This window comes from Metasolibacillus fluoroglycofenilyticus (assembly GCF_003049645.1).
In the GTDB taxonomy this organism is placed as follows: domain Bacteria; phylum Bacillota; class Bacilli; order Bacillales_A; family Planococcaceae; genus Metasolibacillus; species Metasolibacillus fluoroglycofenilyticus.
On sequence record NZ_PYWK01000001.1, the window covers coordinates 2,263,161 to 2,280,247 of the forward strand.

At 39.6% G+C, this 17,087-nt stretch carries 13 protein-coding genes and 1 tRNA gene; 3 read left to right on the forward strand and 11 right to left on the reverse strand.

Annotated elements, in window-relative coordinates:
- Positions 1-325: 325 nt before the first annotated feature.
- The 5 genes from C9J36_RS10505 to C9J36_RS10525 form a co-directional block, all read right to left on the reverse strand.
- Positions 326-2,026: a methyl-accepting chemotaxis protein gene (locus C9J36_RS10505; protein ID WP_107943035.1), complete on the reverse strand. Its 1,701-nt coding sequence runs from the start codon at positions 2,024-2,026 to the stop codon at positions 326-328.
- Positions 2,027-2,488: 462 nt separating this feature from the next.
- Positions 2,489-3,307 (reverse strand): 1,4-dihydroxy-2-naphthoyl-CoA synthase, encoded by an 819-nt coding sequence (gene menB / locus C9J36_RS10510; protein ID WP_066161739.1) that lies wholly within the window; start codon positions 3,305-3,307, stop codon positions 2,489-2,491.
- A gap of 12 nt (positions 3,308-3,319) precedes the next feature.
- A complete protein-coding gene (menH, locus tag C9J36_RS10515) occupies positions 3,320-4,129 on the reverse strand; it encodes a 2-succinyl-6-hydroxy-2,4-cyclohexadiene-1-carboxylate synthase (RefSeq protein WP_107943036.1) in 810 nt (269 codons plus the stop codon).
- Complete coding sequence (menD, locus tag C9J36_RS10520; protein ID WP_107943037.1) at positions 4,114-5,832, reverse strand: 2-succinyl-5-enolpyruvyl-6-hydroxy-3-cyclohexene-1-carboxylic-acid synthase; 1,719 nt, start codon at positions 5,830-5,832, stop codon at positions 4,114-4,116. The genes menH and menD overlap by 16 nt, the downstream gene beginning before the upstream one ends.
- Positions 5,825-7,207, reverse strand: coding sequence for an isochorismate synthase (locus tag C9J36_RS10525; protein ID WP_107943038.1), 1,383 nt, complete (start codon positions 7,205-7,207; stop codon positions 5,825-5,827). The genes menD and C9J36_RS10525 overlap by 8 nt, the downstream gene beginning before the upstream one ends.
- A 386-nt stretch (positions 7,208-7,593) precedes the next feature.
- On the opposite strand from C9J36_RS10525, the gene C9J36_RS10530 reads away from it, so the two are divergent.
- Positions 7,594-8,511 (forward strand): 1,4-dihydroxy-2-naphthoate polyprenyltransferase, encoded by a 918-nt coding sequence (locus tag C9J36_RS10530; protein ID WP_107943039.1) that lies wholly within the window; start codon positions 7,594-7,596, stop codon positions 8,509-8,511.
- Positions 8,512-8,837: 326 nt separating this feature from the next.
- Here C9J36_RS10530 and glpK read toward each other — a convergent pair whose 3' ends face one another.
- The 5 genes from glpK to C9J36_RS10555 all read right to left on the reverse strand — a co-directional run bounded on the left by glpK (position 8,838) and on the right by C9J36_RS10555 (position 15,103).
- The gene (glpK, locus tag C9J36_RS10535; RefSeq protein ID WP_066161724.1) at positions 8,838-10,334 is read right to left on the reverse strand and encodes a glycerol kinase GlpK; all 1,497 of its coding nucleotides are present in this window, start codon (positions 10,332-10,334) and stop codon (positions 8,838-8,840) included.
- 283 nt (positions 10,335-10,617) lie between these two features.
- Positions 10,618-11,415 carry an MIP/aquaporin family protein gene (locus tag C9J36_RS10540; RefSeq protein WP_066161721.1) on the reverse strand — a complete coding sequence of 266 codons (798 nt, stop codon included), beginning with the start codon at positions 11,413-11,415 and terminating at the stop codon, positions 10,618-10,620.
- A gap of 166 nt (positions 11,416-11,581) precedes the next feature.
- Positions 11,582-12,139, reverse strand: a complete 558-nt coding sequence (locus C9J36_RS10545) for a glycerol-3-phosphate responsive antiterminator (protein WP_066161718.1) — start codon at positions 12,137-12,139, stop codon at positions 11,582-11,584.
- 414 nt (positions 12,140-12,553) lie between these two features.
- Positions 12,554-14,197, reverse strand: a complete 1,644-nt coding sequence (locus C9J36_RS10550; RefSeq protein WP_107943040.1) for a glycerol-3-phosphate dehydrogenase/oxidase — start codon at positions 14,195-14,197, stop codon at positions 12,554-12,556.
- A 150-nt stretch (positions 14,198-14,347) separates the two neighbouring features.
- The gene (locus tag C9J36_RS10555) at positions 14,348-15,103 is read right to left on the reverse strand and encodes a MerR family transcriptional regulator (RefSeq protein WP_107943041.1); all 756 of its coding nucleotides are present in this window, start codon (positions 15,101-15,103) and stop codon (positions 14,348-14,350) included.
- Between the two features lie 140 nt (positions 15,104-15,243).
- On the opposite strand from C9J36_RS10555, the gene C9J36_RS10560 reads away from it, so the two are divergent.
- Both C9J36_RS10560 and C9J36_RS10565 read left to right on the forward strand, forming a co-directional pair.
- Positions 15,244-15,729, forward strand: coding sequence for a tetratricopeptide repeat protein (locus C9J36_RS10560; RefSeq protein WP_201261933.1), 486 nt, complete (start codon positions 15,244-15,246; stop codon positions 15,727-15,729).
- Between the two features lie 187 nt (positions 15,730-15,916).
- Positions 15,917-16,816, forward strand: a complete 900-nt coding sequence (locus C9J36_RS10565; RefSeq protein ID WP_107943042.1) for a nuclease-related domain-containing protein — start codon at positions 15,917-15,919, stop codon at positions 16,814-16,816.
- Positions 16,817-17,001: 185 nt separating this feature from the next.
- Here the strand turns inward: C9J36_RS10565 and C9J36_RS10570 are convergent.
- Positions 17,002-17,073: transfer RNA gene (locus C9J36_RS10570), tRNA-Glu, on the reverse strand.
- Positions 17,074-17,087 lie beyond the last annotated feature (14 nt).

Below are 17,087 nucleotides of genomic sequence, written 5' to 3' on the forward strand. Positions count from 1 at the left end.
TCTAACCTATAAAAATCTAATAAGATAAAAAACCTCTACTCTTTTTAATCATTAACCTAAAATCATCACATCGTTTGACAACGGTTAACTGACCTACATCACTTAGACCTTCCTTCAAAATCTGTGACATCTGCTGGTACGATGCTGGATACACAGTCTTTACATGAGCTCTTCTCATTCTAAGTGCATCTCGCCACCTGTAGGGATGGAAACTTCTGTACCTTTCGCTTTGCTATTTGTACAAAAATAATGTGCTCCTGCGGTTACTCGTCGCAAAAAACATCTGCTCCTGCGGTTACTCATCACAAAAAATATGCTAAAAAAGCTAAAGCTTAAACTGCTGAATATGATTATTTAATTCTTCTGCTATTTTCGATAGCTCATTCGAACTATTAGACACTTCTTCCATTGTGGCAGCCGTTTGTTGCATCGTAGCAGAAGTTTGTTCGATTCCAGCTGCGGACTCTTCTGCCACTGCTGCAATTTCATCTACTGCTTTGTCAATATTGGCTGAGTTTTCAACAATTTGTGATAGATTTTGCGAAACAGTTGAAATATTTTCAGCCATTGCGGAAATTGCCGATTCAATTTCATTGAATGTTCGATTCGTTTCTGTAATTTGCTCTGTACCATTTTGCACTTCGCTATAGCTAGATTTTAATGAATCCGTCACAGTATCTGTTTCCTCCACGATTTCCTCTACAATTTGCGAAATATCAACTACTGAAACGGATACTTGCTCTGCTAATTTTCGTACCTCATCTGCTACAACAGCAAATCCTTTGCCTTGCTCTCCAGCACGAGCAGCCTCTATTGCCGCATTCAAAGCTAAAAGATTCGTCTGGTTGGCAATATCATTAATAACAAGCACCAATTGTGAGATAGCCTGTGTTTTATTATTTAAGCCTTCCACCTTGACAACTGCGTCATGCACAATATCATCAATTTTCGACATTTGCATTGTAGATGCTTCCATTAATGTACGGCCTGTAGATGTTAAGTTTAACACATTATTCGAGTATTGTTGGGCATCTTCCCCATTACTGCTTGCTTCTTTTGCATTCGTCACGAAATCACCCATGTGGCTCGATAAATCACTTGCATTACTTGCCTGTGCCTCTGTTCCTTCTGCAATTTCATTCATCGTAAGTGCCACTTGCTCGGTACCTTCCCTTACCTCAACTGCTGATTGTAGCAGCTCCTCACTATGAGATACGACCTGATTTGAAATCTCTTGAATTTGTCGCATCATACCGTTTAATTTTTCACTTAATGCATTTGCTGCAATTGTTAATTGCGCTATCTCATCTCGTCCATGTACCTTTAATGCTTCATCTGATATATCACCCTCAGCAATGCGTTGAACGCGCTCTGAAATACGTTTAACTGGTCTTGAAATACTTGAAGCGCTATAAAATGCAATTGAGATTGCTACAATGATTACGATAATTATCGCAATTATATTAACCGTGTTAGAAAACTGCATTTCTTTCATTACTTCTGCACCAGTAGCACGAACTGAATCTTCGCGACTACTCGCCAATTGTTCAAACCCTAATTGAATACCGCGCGCTTCAGCCGCAAGCCCAACTATATTGGTAGCCGCCCGCTCCTTATTACCACTATCATAAACAGAAAAAACATTATTTTCGATTTGCTCACGCCATGCTCTAGTCCTAGCAGACAAATCCTCAAATTCCTTAGAATTAGCCAACTTCTCAGCATTTATTATTTTTCGCACTGCCTCTTCATTGCTTAACGATTGCTCTACATACTCATAAAAAAGCTCTTTATTTACTGTATCTCCTGACAAGACATAGCCCCTTGCTGCAGCTATTCGCGAAGATACCGAGTTCGCTAAATGTTGGTCATAAATGGATAATTCGAGCTCCGTTTTGATCATATACTCAATGTTATTGCTCATTTTAATATTATTAAAAATTGAATAACCACCTTGTACAATTATCATTATCAAAACAATAATAAAACCATATAAAATTTTTGCGCGTAGTGTTTTAAAATTCATGCTCTTTTCCCCTTTCACCTAGTATTAATGATTGTCTTTATGTATAAATTTTTTTGATAAATCACTCCCTTCAATCTTTGCTATTTAACCATACTGTATATAAATAAACAAAATAGAGTTTGTACCCTATTAAGTAACAGCTAATGAGGATTGAATATTTATACACCATTATTACTAAATGTAATAATTTTATTATATGTTTAATAGCATAACAATTCAATGGAACTTATAGCATTTATTATTATAGAAAAGTATAATATTGATAATATTTTAGGTAATAAAGTACAATATAAGCACACTTATAACTAACCTTCTATGTAATTTGAATCATTTTCTCTCATTTATAATTGCTATGTAATAGGCTTATTATGTTCCACAAGTAGAATATCGAGGGAAACAATAAAAAGCATGCAGCCTAAATAAATTTAGATTGCATGCTTTTGTTTTATAGTTTGATTCGCATTAAGGGAATCTTGGGAATTGACCGAAATCAGGCTTGCGCTTTTCTTTAAATGCATCGCGTCCTTCTTTCGCTTCATCTGTTGTATAGTAAAGTAATGTAGCGTCACCAGCCATTTGTTGAAGGCCTGCTAAACCATCTGTATCAGCGTTCATTGCTGCTTTTAAGAAGCGAAGTGCCGTTGGTGACATTTCTAGCATTTCCTCACACCATTTAACTGTTTCATCTTCAAGCTCTGCATATGGAACAACCGTATTTACTAAGCCCATATCTAGCGCTTGCTGTGCATCATACTGACGGCATAAATACCAAATTTCACGCGCTTTTTTATGACCGATAATACGTGCTAAATAGCCTGAGCCATAGCCAGCATCGAATGAACCCACTTTTGGTCCTGTTTGTCCGAAACGTGCGTTATCAGCCGCAATTGTTAAGTCACAAACAACGTGCAATACATGACCGCCACCGATTGCATAGCCTGCTACCATTGCTACAACTGGCTTAGGAATTACACGAATTAATCGCTGTAAATCAAGAACGTTTAAACGTGGAATTTCATCATCGCCTACGTAGCCGCCATGTCCGCGTACTTTTTGGTCACCACCTGAGCAGAATGCATGCTCACCTTCACCCGTTAAAATAATAACGCCGATATTTTTATCATCGCGCGCGCGCGTAAAAGCATCAATTAATTCTACTACCGTTTTTGGTCGAAATGCATTACGAACTTCTGGACGGTTAATTGTAATTTTCGCAATACCGTTGTAAAACTCGTACTTAATATCTTCATACGTATGTAATGAAGTCCATTGACGTGTCATAAATGTTACCTCCTAAATTTCATGGAATACTTCCTTTACTATTGTAGCAAACTCTGCGGGATTTTCCACATGTATTGCATGGCCAACATCCTTAATTGTTCGATGCTTTACTTTTGCCAAATGCGCCTTCATTTGTACAGCAATTGCAACAAACTTCGTATCAAGCTCACCTGTTATTAACGTTATAGGCATCTCAAGCGCTTTTAATTTGTCCCATAGCTGCGGCATAACACCTGTACCCATACCACGCAAACTATTAGCTAAGCCTTTTTCACTCTGCTGTAAACGCTCCTCGCGCACTGCCTGCTGAACAGTCTTTGGCAACCGCTTTTGTGATTGGAACAGCGGGATATTCTCCCATTTATCTACAAAGGCGACGAGCCCGCTTTGCTCAATTTCATTTGCAAGCTGATTGTCTGCCTTTTGACGAACCAATCGCTCTTCTTCATCCTTTAAGCCCGGCGATGCACTTTCTAAAATTAGCTGCTGAACTTTATTTGGATAACGAACAGCATAGGAAAGAGCAATACGCCCGCCAAGCGAATAGCCGAGTAAAATAATTGACTGCAAGTTAAGCTGCTCAAATAGTTTGTCTAGTAGCTCCACTTGCACATCTATCGTATAATGCTTCACATCCTCAGGGGCAGAGGTGTAACCATGACCAATTAAATCAATAGCAATTACACGTGCGTCTAGATTGTTGGCAAGCGGTAGCCATGTGTTTGAGCTACCTGTGAAGCCATGTAGACAAACAATTGTCTGTGATGCCCCGTCGTTCCAGCTACGTATATGCACCTTGATGCCATCTATTTCTGTAGCCATTTGTTCAGCTCCTCAGAGATGCGCTGCCATAGTGCACGATGCGATGTGACGTTAACAGCACGGTCGGTCATTACCTCCAATAAACGCAGCGGCTCACTTTTATCTGCTTGCAACGCTGCCTCAAATGTTGCTAAATGCTCCAAACGTTCATATTGCACATCATACATTGCCGCAAGCTGCTCAAAAGTTAAAGCTGTTGGAGTACCAAATAAATCTTCATAATGTGCCTCTATACTCGCTTGTGGTAAATAAGAAAAAATACCGCCACCATCATTATTAAGTACAACAACCGTTAAATCATTTGCTTGATAACGTGAAGCGATGAAGGCATTGGCATCATGTAAAAAGGCTAAATCACCAATAATTAAATAGGTCGGTCGCTTGTGCACCGTACTAAAACCAAGCGCTGTTGACGTTACCCCATCAATACCGTTGGCTCCTCGATTTGCGAAAATGCGTATATCCTTATTCGTTGCTAGGAAAAATGTATCAATATCGCGTATTGGCATACTACTGCTAACAAAAATATCACTGCCATTAGGGACAAGCTCAAGCATCTTTTGCACGAATGCTCCCTCATCCTGTGCATGCGCTGTATATGCTGCGATATGCTTTCTTGCAATCCGCTCCGCCTGCTGCCAAAGGGTTAAATAATGAATGCTGTCTGTTTGCAACGTAAGCTGCTCCAACCATGCCCCTGGCTTACCTTGAATGAAGTGCGTCGAACTGTTCGTTGAATCACGGAATAATGCATCCTCATCAATGACAATATATTTTTCTGGCATCGTCTGTGTTAAAAACTGCATAACAAATTTTGATACAGGCTGTGCACCGAAGCGAATAACAGTATGTGCTGCAACCGCTTCCTTAAAATGCTCATTTTTCAATATTGCATCATATGTTGAAATCACATATGGCAAACAGTCTTCAGGTACAGCACCGCGCATATTTGCTAAGCTCTCAATTAATACTGGCCATTTACAGTTGCGAATAAAGGACCAAAGTGGTGCTATATCTAGCCCTAAAGGCAATTCACCAATAATGAGGATGCCATTTTCTGTGTCATTAATCGTTTGTGCTAAAAAATCACGTGCGGCCTGTGATGGTATGGTTTCCTGTAAAAAGCTCGCCTTAAATGTCAGCTCATTTAAGCTTCTGAAATCAATTAATAAAGGCTCACGTAATGGGATATTAATATGCACTGGCCCAAATGGCGCTGATGAAGCGATTGCCACTGCACGTCCTATATGATGCTCGATAAATTGCACAGTTTGCGGAGCTGCATCTGGAATTGGAAATTCCATCGAATATTTGACATGCCCCCCGTACAAACGGATTTGATCTATCGTTTGCGGAGCCCCTACTTCACGCAGCTCATGTGGTCGGTCTGCCGTTAATACGATTAAAGGTACGCGAGCATATTTCGCCTCAATAATTGCTGGAAAATAATTTGCTGCTGCTGTGCCGGATGTACATAATAAAACGACAGGCTTAGCGCTAGCTTTAGCAATACCTAATGCATAAAAGGCTGCCGCTCGCTCATCAATTTGGCGATGCATCTTAACGCTTTCTGTTGACGCAAATGCATAGGCTAGAGGCGTTGAACGTGAGCCTGGGCTCACGACTACCTCCTCTACACCATGCTGCAATAATGAAGCAACTATACGGTACACATAATTCGTTAATATTTCACGTTCACTCATGAACTGCTCCTCCCAGCGCGCGTAGCATCGGTCTAAACTTCACTAATGTTTCCTCATACTCTGATTGCGCCTCAGAATCTGCTACAATGCCGCCACCAGCGTATAAATACGCAGCATTCCCGAGCAAGGCTGCCGAACGTATTGCTACTGCAAACTCGCCATTGCCATCTGCATCTAACCAGCCAATAGGTGCTGCATAGAGCCCTCTATTCATCGGCTCAAATGCACGAATAATTTGCATTGAATCAGCTCGTGGTACGCCACCAAGAGCAGGTGTTGGGTGCAAATCCTTCACCAATTGTAGAATCGTTGCGCCCTCTGTAAGCTGTCCTTCTACAGGTGTATATAAATGCTGAATATCGCGAATTTTTAAGAGCTTTGGCTGCTGTGGCACTTTAACAGTTGTACAATTTTTCTCAAAAGTTTCTGTAATCATTTCTACAACATAATGATGCTCACCACGATTTTTACTATCTTGTAACAAGCTTTGTCCCAATGCTTCGTCTTCCTCCGCTGTCGTACCACGCTTGATTGAGCCAGCGATACAGGAGGAATAAGCACGTCCATTTTCAACCTTTACTAAGCGCTCTGGTGAAGCACCGAAAAAGAGCATATCCGTGCGTTCGATACCGAATAAATAGCTTTCAGGCTGCTCATTGACAACATGAGACAAAATTTGCGGTGATGACACAGCCTCTTCAAACTGCAATGCTAGCGAGCGCGCAATTACTACTTTATCTGCCTCTTGCGCTTTGATTTTCGCTGTCACCTCATCAATTGACTGCAAATAAGCCTCTTTATGTGGCTCATTATAGGAAGTAATTTGTGGCTTTGCATAAGTTTTGACTTCCTTTACCTGTGCAGCGTGAATTAAAATATCACGCTGTTTACGCAGTTCATCAAAATGGGGCGCTGCGTTATCGCCATCTGTTATTAAATGAATGCTGACATACGCTTTATCGCCTCGAATCATTAGTTGGAATGTCGCGACCGTAAAATAACTCTCTGGAAAGGCACTCCATTCACCCGCCGTTTTATTCTCTGGGTCAAATGTAAAGCCGCCAAATAAAATGGGCTGTAGTTCCTCTTCCGTTACAATATTTTTCGTTAATTGCTTCCACTGCTTCTCAACTTCATCAAAGCGCATCATTGATAAATTATTTTCAATAATATGCGCATGTCCTAAGCCAACTAATGTTAATGTTTTTTCTCGATTTTGCCAAAAATAGCGCTGCCCTTTAAAAGATTCTTCCCCAGCCGCAAAAAAGGCAAGTGCCGACAAGCGGCTTACCTCGACTGTTTCCATATAGAAGATTGTTCCCGCATTTAAAGAGCCCGCTTCTACTTCAGTGGCATTGTACCACTTTTGTTGCATGAAAATTCCCTCCGTTGTTGCAATGTAAACGTAGCATTTTTTCTTATCTATTGTTTGTCAATTATCCCGTCGGGCATTCACTATGTCTTACCTTTTAATATTTGTTAAAAGCCTCGTACATGCAAAACAAGAATTTACGAGGCTGTCTGCAATTTTTAGACAGCTTCTTCTTTGCCGAATCAAGATTATTTGACTATCAATACTATCATATCACTTTTTTCTGTGTTGTAATATGAATAAGCGTATCCACTATCCATTTTTCTAATATTCGTATAAAATAGATTCGGTACTTTTTTTCTTTATTCATACTGGAATGAAGATAAGCTTGTGGCAAACTGTGTTCATCAATAGCCAAAGCGAAATTGATTTTGAGGGAGAGAAGTAAATTGACAAAGGTAATTGAGGCAGAACGGGGCTTTCAAGTATGGTGGCATTTAACCCGCCCACATACACTAACAGCTTCATTCGTTCCTGTGTTTTTAGGAACGGCAATTGCTGCCGCTATTTCAAAGCATGACATTAATTTTTTGTTATTTTTCGCCATGCTTATTGCCAGCATGTTAATTCAGGCGGCAACGAATATGTTTAATGAATACTATGATTATAAACGAGGGCTTGATAATGAGCATTCTGTCGGCATCGGTGGCACAATCGTGCGGCACGGTGTTGCACCAAAGACAATTATGATGATTGCACTCTGCTTCTATGGGCTCGCACTATTACTAGGAATTTATATTTGCGCCATGTCATCTTGGTGGCTTGCTGCCATTGGGCTTGTTTGTATGCTTATTGGTTATTTATACACAGGTGGACCTTACCCAATCGCATACTCGCCGTTTGGAGAGCTTGTATCTGGAGCAGTGATGGGCATGGGTATCGTCTTAATTGCTTTCTTTATTCAAACTGGCACTGTAACACTTGCAGCCGTACTTTTATCAGTACCTAGCATGATTTTAGTCGGCGGTATTATGCTTTCTAACAATATCCGCGATATTGTAGGCGATACAGAGGGCGGGCGCAAAACGATGGCCATTTTAGTTGGACGTGAAAGCGCTATTACCGTTTTATCATTATTTTTCATCGTTTCATATTTATGGATTATCGGTCTCGTTATCATTGATGATATTTCCGAATGGGCATTGCTTGTTTTACTTAGCTTGCCCATGCCCTTAAAGGCAATCGCTATCTTTAGAGCTCATAAAGCGCCCAAAGATGTTATGCCTGCCATGAAATATACAGCACAAACAAACACGATTTTCGGCTTTTTACTAGGTATCGGTTTATTGATTTCACATTTAATTTAATGGGATGGGGGCGCCAAAAAGTCGTGCATAGCCGGCATTTTGGACGCTGATGATGGTGTTTTTGCAAAGTGTTTGCTCCTATAAAGTAGAAAGAGCTTTCTTTGAAAATGCTAGAAACACAGGGTTTAGCTGTGTTTCTCCAAAATGAAAGAGAAGAAGCAAAATCCCTCTTTCAATGCGATTTCTATACAAAATCATCTTTTTTGTGAAAATAACAACCTTTCAAAAGAAACTCTTTTCTATTTTAACTAGTAATACCTTTGATGAAACATCATCAAAAAGTCCAAAAAGCAGGCAATGCACTGCTTTTTGGACAATCTCCTCTATTATTTAAAAGCCTGCGCTGCTGCTACAGCTTTTTTCCAGCCACTGTAAATCGCTTCACGATGCGCTTCGTCCATATCAGGTGTGAATTGGCGTTCTAAATTCCAATACTTTCCGATTTCTTCAGTTGATTGCCAGTAGCCTACTGCAAGCCCTGCTAAGTAAGCTGCACCTAAAGCCGTTGTTTCATTAATAACAGGACGATCTACAGGCACATTTAATAAATCTGCTTGGAATTGCATCAAGAAGTTATTAGCTACTGCACCACCATCCACACGTAGCTTCGCTAATGGAATATTGGCATCTGCCTCCATTGCACTCAGGACATCCTTCGTTTGATACGCTAATGATTCAAGCGTCGCGCGAACGAAATGCTCTTTCGATGTGCCGCGTGTTAAGCCGAACACTGCGCCGCGCACATCAGAATCCCAATAAGGCGTACCTAAACCTACAAATGCAGGTACGACATAGACTCCTTCTGACGAATCGACACGTGCCGCATATTGTTCTGATTCCTCCGCAGAACGGAACATACGTAAGCCATCACGTAACCATTGGATTGCAGAACCTGCTACGAAAATACTTCCCTCTAATGCATAAGTCACTTTTCCATCTAAGCCCCATGCAAGTGTCGTTAATAAGCCATTATCCGATTTTACTGCTTTTTCACCTGTATTCATTAACATAAAGCAGCCTGTGCCATACGTATTTTTAACCATGCCTTCCTCAAAGCATGCCTGACCGAATAATGCCGCCTGCTGGTCTCCTGCTGCACCTGCAATTGGTACAGAAGCTCCGAAGAATAATGATTCCTCAGTGTAGCCATATACTTCAGAAGAAGGACGAACCTCAGGTAGCATGGAAGCTGGTACATTTAAAATTTCTAGTAATTCCTCATCCCATTTTAAATCATAAATATTGTACATTAATGTACGTGAAGCATTTGAATAATCTGTCACATGTACTTTTCCACCTGACAGCTTCCAAATAAGCCATGTATCAATTGTACCAAATAGTAAATCGCCAGCCTCTGCTTGCTCACGCGCCCCTTCTACATGCTCTAAAATCCATTTCACTTTCGTACCTGAAAAATAAGCATCAATTAATAGACCTGTTTTATCACGGAATAAATCATTGTAACCGTTTTCTCGCAGCTCCTCACAAATTGCATTTGTTTGACGCGATTGCCAGACAATCGCATTATAAACAGGCTTGCCAGTGTTTTTGTTCCAAACGACCGTCGTTTCACGCTGATTCGTAATACCAACCCCAGCAATTTGCTTGGAATCAATACTTTTTTCAGATAACACTGCAGCAATACATGATAAGATTGAAGACCAAATTTCCTCTGCATGATGCTCTACCCAACCTGCTTGCGGGAAATATTGTTGAAATTCCTGCTGCGCAGTATGCACGATGTTACCGTTTTCATCAAACAGAATCGCACGTGAACTCGTTGTACCTTGGTCTAAAGCTAAAATATATTTTTTTTCTGTCATTAAAATTACCTCCAATTTTATCTTAAATTTGGTAGAAAACATCTACCAGGTAGTTCGAAAATCTAAACTAGCGTAAATTCTGTATTAACAGACTGTAAGCGCCCACATTAAAATATGTATTGATGTTGAGGGGTAACAGTCTATAAAATCCTATTTTCAGTCAACATCACGTCGATTGCACAAGCATTTTCACAGAATGTGAAGTTCTTTTCTTAGCTTATGTTCCCTACGAACAATCTTTTAAGAAGAATCCTCCTAAACTGAAAGTTCACTTTATTATACATTAATCATGTGCTTTTTTTACTGTTGCTTGTGCTAGAGCAAAAATTGCAATTATAATAACAGCTAAAACCCAAAATGCTACGCTGTTTTTACCTTCAAAAATTTGTTGGAAAAACAATGCGCCAAAAGAGCCGCCTAAAATTGGTCCAACAATTGGCACCCAAGCATATGACCAGCCCGAGTCACGTTTTCCTGGAATCGGCAATAAAAAGTGCGCAATACGCGGTCCTAAATCACGTGCTGGATTAATGGCATAGCCTGTTGGTCCTCCAAGTGCCATACCTATTACGACAATTAGCATACCTACTAAAAATGGATTCAAACCATCCGTAATCGTATTTGTTCCTAATGCTAAAATTCCTAATACGAGAATAAAGGTACCAATCATCTCTGAAATTAAATTTGAGAATGGATGATTAATTGCTGGCATCGTCGAGAATACAGCAAGCTTCGCATTAGGGTCTTGCGTGCCTTTCCAATGTGGTAAATACATAAAATACACTAATGTTGCACCTAAAAATGCGCCAACAATTTGAGCTACGATATAAGCAGGCACATCTGCCCATGGAAAGTTACCAATCGTCGCTAGCCCAATCGTCAATGCTGGATTCAAGTGTGCTCCACTAATTCCACCTACCGCATAAGCAGCCATTGCTACCCCTAAGCCCCATGCAAAGGTAATAACAACCCATCCTCCACCGTTTCCTTTTGATTTGTACAATGATACGCCTGCAACAACACCGCCACCAAATAAAATAAGAATCATTGTACCAATTAGTTCAGCCGTAAATGCTGACATTTTACATCCCCCTTTAGTTAATGTGTATTAAGCGAAAGCACAAAAAAGACCCACATTTAAACAGCCTGCAAAATTTTTTGCAGATGCATAAATGTGGGTTCCTTTTCCTAACCACGCTTTGTATGAACTTGTATCCATTCTAGAGAAAAATGCAACGATAGTCAACCTACTTTTTGAAATTTTCCCATAATTTTTTATCAGACGTCGTAATAGCGATAGCACCCGCATCAATTGCCTGCTCTAGTTGCTCAGTTGAACGAATCAATCCACCTGTAATTACAGGCGTTTTCGTACGCTCATAAATTTCAGCAATCATCGTCGGAATAATGCCTGGCAGTAATTCAATATAATCCGGCTGCGCTGTCTCAATCATCATATAGCTTTTCTTTAGCGCAATCGTATCAATTAAAAAAACACGCTGAATCGCAATAATACCGCGCGATTTCGCTTTCACTAACACATTGGAACGCGTAGAAATAATACCAGCTGGCCGAATATCATTACATAAGAAATCAGCAGCAAAATTATCCGTTTTCAAGCCATGAATTAAATCTGCATGAATGATTAATTTTTTTCCGAAGCGCTCGGCCTCCCGCTTCAAAGATAGCAGCAAGCTAATATGTACCTCTAGCAGCACGATGTATTCAAAAGAGCTATTCAAAATTTCATCAAATTGCTTTACTGTACGTGCCGCAGGGATAATTTTTTGCCCATTAAAATGCATACAATTCCTCCTTTTGAAAGAAAATCGCTATTTGAAAAAGCATTGCATTTTCAAACAGCCCTTGTTACAAAGGGGACGTCTGAAAAGCCATTTTGAGGCGACCACTTTGCGACGAGGGTAGTGACAATTTATTATGATTGCCACAGGAAAAAGCATTTTCAGCGAATATTTAATATAGTAACAGAGATTGGAGCTGTCCAAAAAGCCTTGCATAGCCGGCATTTTGGACAGTAGCGATGATGTTTCACAAAATGTTGATTCATATAGACAGAAAACGCCTCTTTTAAAAATGGGATGAACATTGGCTTTAGCAGTATTATCCTTCAATAAAAGGGAAGCGATGAAAACATTGATTTCAATGCGGTGGCAAAACAAAATGGACTTTTCGGTCAACTCCAGCCTCTTCTCTATTGTTTATTTAGCTGTTGTCGCTCTTGTAATTTCCTGCTCTAGCTGCTCCTCATATCGTGCACGTTGTTCAGATGTCCAACCTAGCTGTTTCGTCATCTCATTTAAAATCTCTGCTTTGTACTGCTGAACAAGTGCAATATGAAAGAACATATAACCGGTACGACGAATTAAAAAATCGTTTGGATGTGTAACCATCTCATGCTGAATACTATAGCAAAGTTGTGCATAAAGCCATGCTGGGAGAGCTGTATCATTATTTTCCATATATGCTAACAGCGTATCTGCATTGCTACCATACTGTTGCGCGATATATGTCGCTTGCTGTTCCGTTAACCCAAACTCAATACCTTTTTTTGTTTGTTTATAAATAAATGCCTTTAAATTGCGTGAGCCTCCAATGTCTCCACCCGAAATGGCAATATTTTTCGTGTTGCACGGCGCAATCTGTTTATTTAATTTTGGTGCTAAGTCTTTCACAATCATGTCAAGTACAGTTTCAGCCATTTTACGATAGCCTGTTAATTTTCCACCCGCAATTGTAACAAGACCCGATGCGGATGTCCACACCTCATCCTTACGAGAAATTTCTGATGGATTTTTGCCATCTTCATGAATTAATGGACGCACACCAGCCCAACTCGATTCAATATCTGCATCTGTTACTTGCACCTTTGGGAACATATAGTGAATCGCATCCATTAAATAATCACGGTCTGCCTGCTCTATATCCATCTCGCACGCATCACCTTTATAAAATGTATCTGTTGTACCTACATATGTTTTTCCATCTCTTGGAATTGCAAACACCATGCGACCATCTGGTGTATCAAAATAAACAGCTTGGCGAAGTGGAAACTTAGCCTCATCAAAGACAATATGCACACCTTTTGATAAGATTAAATGCTTTCCTTGCTGCGCTCCCTCGATTTTGCGTACCTCATCTACCCATGGACCAGCCGCATTAATTACCGTTTTTGCACGAATTGTAAAATGCACATCATCGACAATGTCATGTGCAACGATGCCACTAATTTTTTCACTAGCATCATAAATAAATTGACTTGCCTTTGCATAATTAAGCAAGATTGCACCTTTTGCAATTGCCGCCTTTGCTACCTCAATTGTTAAACGGGCATCATCTGTACGGTATTCTACATAAACACCGCCACCGAGCAAGCCGGATGTTTTTACTAAAGGTTCTTTGCTACGTGTTTGAATGGCATTTAACATGTAGCGACGCTCAGAGCGCTTTACACCTGCTAAAAAATCATAGACACGCAGCCCAATATTTGTTGAAAATTTGCCGAATGTGCCACCTTTATGAAACGGTAGCAACATCCAAATTGGCGTTGTTACATGTGGACCATTTTCATAAACAATAGCGCGCTCTTTCCCTAATTCTGCAACTTCCTTTATTTCAAACTGCTTTAAATAACGTAAACCACCATGCACTAATTTTGTTGACCGACTTGACGTTCCCGCTGCAAAATCCTGCATTTCAACTAAGGCAACCGATAATCCACGAGCACTTGCATCTAGTGCGATGCCACAACCCGTGATACCGCCTCCAACCACTAATAAATCATACTCCCTGCTTTGCAACTCTTCAATTGTTTGCTTGCGCTGTAACGATGAAGCTGAGCTCATAGCTTTTTCCTCCTCCATGTACGAAAAAAAGACCATTAAAAGCATATACACTTATCGCATATATGTTCTTAACGGTCTCTCAATCGCTCATACCAATTATTAACTTACCACTATTCTAATATGTCTATTACGAAAAGGCAAGTTAAAACATTATTCTATTGTATATGCTACGATACAATCGTGTAAAAATTGCGAAGCTCCTACTGCTACACGCTCATCATAATAAGCTGTGAAGCGTTCATCAGCAACATACATTGCCGCTAATCCCGCATGAGCTTCCTTCGAATAATCCTTCCATGAAAACATTAGCCACCGCTTGTGTAGCTCAGCTACTTCATTTCCTAACTGTGAGGCTGGGTTACCCTCAGTCATTGCTTCCTGCAATCGCTTAAACAAGCTTTGCTCCAGCTGACCCATCTCCTCAAATTGCTGCTCTGTCATATTAAGCAACTTCTTATTGGACGCCTCAATCGTTTCATTACCGTAGCGTTCACGAATTTCCTTACCGTATTTTTCTTCGTTTTCTTGCAGTAGCTTTTCTTTAAAGCCTTTAAATTTTTCTTCATTGGACATCATTTTTCCCTCCTGTAACGCTTGAATTGTGTGGTCTACCGTCTGCAGCAATTGCTCAATCATCGCATTTTTTTCTAGCAAGTGCTGTCTGTGACTTTCTAATGCATTCATCACATTAAAATTCGGTGCGTGAACGATGTCTTTAATTTGCTCTAATTTCATATCAAGTGCTCGATAAAATAAGATTTGTTGCAGTAAATCAATTTCCTTTTGTGAATAAATTCGATAGCCGGCTTCATTTTTCATCGCAGGAGACAGCAAGCCTATTTCATCATAATAGCGTAGCGTGCGTGTGCTAACACCTGACATTTTAGCTAGTTCATTAATTTTCATCTATTCATCACCTCTACGCTTACTATAAATGTTGACGTAACGTCAAGGTCAACATCTTATATAAAAAATTTTTCTAACCTGTTTATTTCACTGCAAATTTTTTATAATAGTTTATAACAGGGGGTATACAACATATGAACATGACAGAGCAATTAAATTCCGCACTTCAACTTAGAAAAGAAAATAAATTAATAGAATGCAACAAAATTTTACTACAACTAGCCGAACAAAATCCAAACAATGCCTATGTAAACTACCAATGTGCATGGAGCTTCGATAGTCTAGGGGAAGAAACAAGAGCAGTTCCTTACTACGAAAAAGCTATTCAAGGTGACCTAAATGACGCGGACATGGCAAACGCCCTTCTAGGACTTGGCAGCACATTTAGAACACTTGGCAAGTATGAACAATCAAAGGAAATTCTAAACAAAGCGGTCGCACTATTTCCAAATAATCAAGCCCTGCAAGTATTCTATGCCATGACTTTATATAATTTAAACGATCATCAAAAAGCTATGGAGCTCCTGCTGAATTGTCTCATAAACAGCTCTTCAGATATAAATGTACAACAATATAAAAGAGCTATTCAATTTTATGCAGATAAGCTGGATGAGACGTGGTTGTAGAATGCCAAAGGATTCTTTTAAATAATTTTATATTACATTATTGAAAAATAAAATTTTATTGTGCTTGTTTGAAGGATTGCTTCGTTCTATATTTTTGTGGCAAAATAGATATTTCAATTTTTCTCAAAAAAACATTTCCATCTATTCATTTCTCTAATATTATTAAATAGATAGGAGGTGAAATTAATTGAAATATAGACAGCTTGAAGCAATTGTAAGGAGAGTGGAGGTTCAGCATCCTGATTATCATTATTTTGTTGAGCAATATTCATTAACTGCTGCTGGTATAGCAGGTGAAGATGAGGTTTTTTATTTTTTACAAGAACTTGCCGTACCGCATCGGATATTGCGCAATTTTTGTATAATCGATTCTGCATTGCACATGCATGAAATTGATTTTATCGTTATTTTTTCATCCTTAATTATTTGTTTAGAAGTGAAAAATATGACCGGGCAATTGAATTTTGATATCGAGGCGTCACAGCTTCTACGCACACGTTCTGATGGTGTGGTTGAACGTTTTCCAAATCCTGTTGAGCAGCTAAGACGTCATACGCGTTTTCTTTCCTCTCTTTTCCCGCATGTTCCTATAATTGGCGCAGTCGTCATCGCAAATCGCCGCGCAATTATTGGTAACCGAAGTCCCCACATCCCAATTTTCCATACAGATTATATTTGTAGCTTTATTGAAAAAAGTTTAAAGCAGTACAGTAAGCCACTACTTGATTTAGATGTTTTTTATGAAAAACTTATAGGGCTACGGCCTCCGCCAGTAAAGAGGTTTTCTTTCAAATTAGCTCAATTAAAAAATGGTGTATTTTGTTCAAAATGTGCTTCTAAAATGGATTTTGTACATGGGAGGTTTGTTTGCTCACACTGCCATTTACAAGATAAATATGCGTATTTTCAGGCATTACATGATTTTCGTTTATTAGTGGATACAAAAATAACAAATCAGCAATTTTGCACGCTATGTGATATACCATCAAGATATGCAGCGATACGTTTACTCAAATTTTTTCCAGTTATAAAGCAAGGGCGCCATACTTATTATGAAATTCCTGAACAAATTTTTACTATGAAGTAGTCGAAAAGTCACGATTCACACATTAACCAGTCAAATTCGCACGTAAGACGCAGAAATTCGCACGTTGAATCAATGATTTCGCACGCAAAGTCTGGGAATTCGCACGAAACATCAGAATTTTTACTTGATTCTTTGTTTGCAAATAAAAAGCAGTACACGTCCTATGACATGCACTGCTTTTTAAATGACCCGTACGGGATTCGAACCCGTGTTACCGCCGTGAAAGGGCGGTGTCTTAACCACTTGACCAACGGGCCTTCGTTGCTGGCGG

What these genes read in the sequence shown, in the direction of transcription:
- C9J36_RS10505 (WP_107943035.1), bottom strand. Translation starts at nt 2,026, where the DNA reads ATGAATTTTAAAACACTACGCGCAAAAATTTTATATGGTTTTATTATT.
- menB (WP_066161739.1), bottom strand. Translation starts at nt 3,307, where the DNA reads ATGACACGTCAATGGACTTCATTACATACGTATGAAGATATTAAGTAC.
- menH (WP_107943036.1), bottom strand. Translation starts at nt 4,129, where the DNA reads ATGGCTACAGAAATAGATGGCATCAAGGTGCATATACGTAGCTGGAAC.
- menD (WP_107943037.1), bottom strand. Translation starts at nt 5,832, where the DNA reads ATGAGTGAACGTGAAATATTAACGAATTATGTGTACCGTATAGTTGCT.
- C9J36_RS10525 (WP_107943038.1), bottom strand. Translation starts at nt 7,207, where the DNA reads ATGCAACAAAAGTGGTACAATGCCACTGAAGTAGAAGCGGGCTCTTTA.
- glpK (WP_066161724.1), bottom strand. Translation starts at nt 10,334, where the DNA reads ATGACAGAAAAAAAATATATTTTAGCTTTAGACCAAGGTACAACGAGT.
- C9J36_RS10540 (WP_066161721.1), bottom strand. Translation starts at nt 11,415, where the DNA reads ATGTCAGCATTTACGGCTGAACTAATTGGTACAATGATTCTTATTTTA.
- C9J36_RS10545 (WP_066161718.1), bottom strand. Translation starts at nt 12,139, where the DNA reads ATGCATTTTAATGGGCAAAAAATTATCCCTGCGGCACGTACAGTAAAG.
- C9J36_RS10550 (WP_107943040.1), bottom strand. Translation starts at nt 14,197, where the DNA reads ATGAGCTCAGCTTCATCGTTACAGCGCAAGCAAACAATTGAAGAGTTG.
- C9J36_RS10555 (WP_107943041.1), bottom strand. Translation starts at nt 15,103, where the DNA reads ATGAAAATTAATGAACTAGCTAAAATGTCAGGTGTTAGCACACGCACG.
- C9J36_RS10560 (WP_201261933.1), top strand. Translation starts at nt 15,244, where the DNA reads ATGACAGAGCAATTAAATTCCGCACTTCAACTTAGAAAAGAAAATAAA.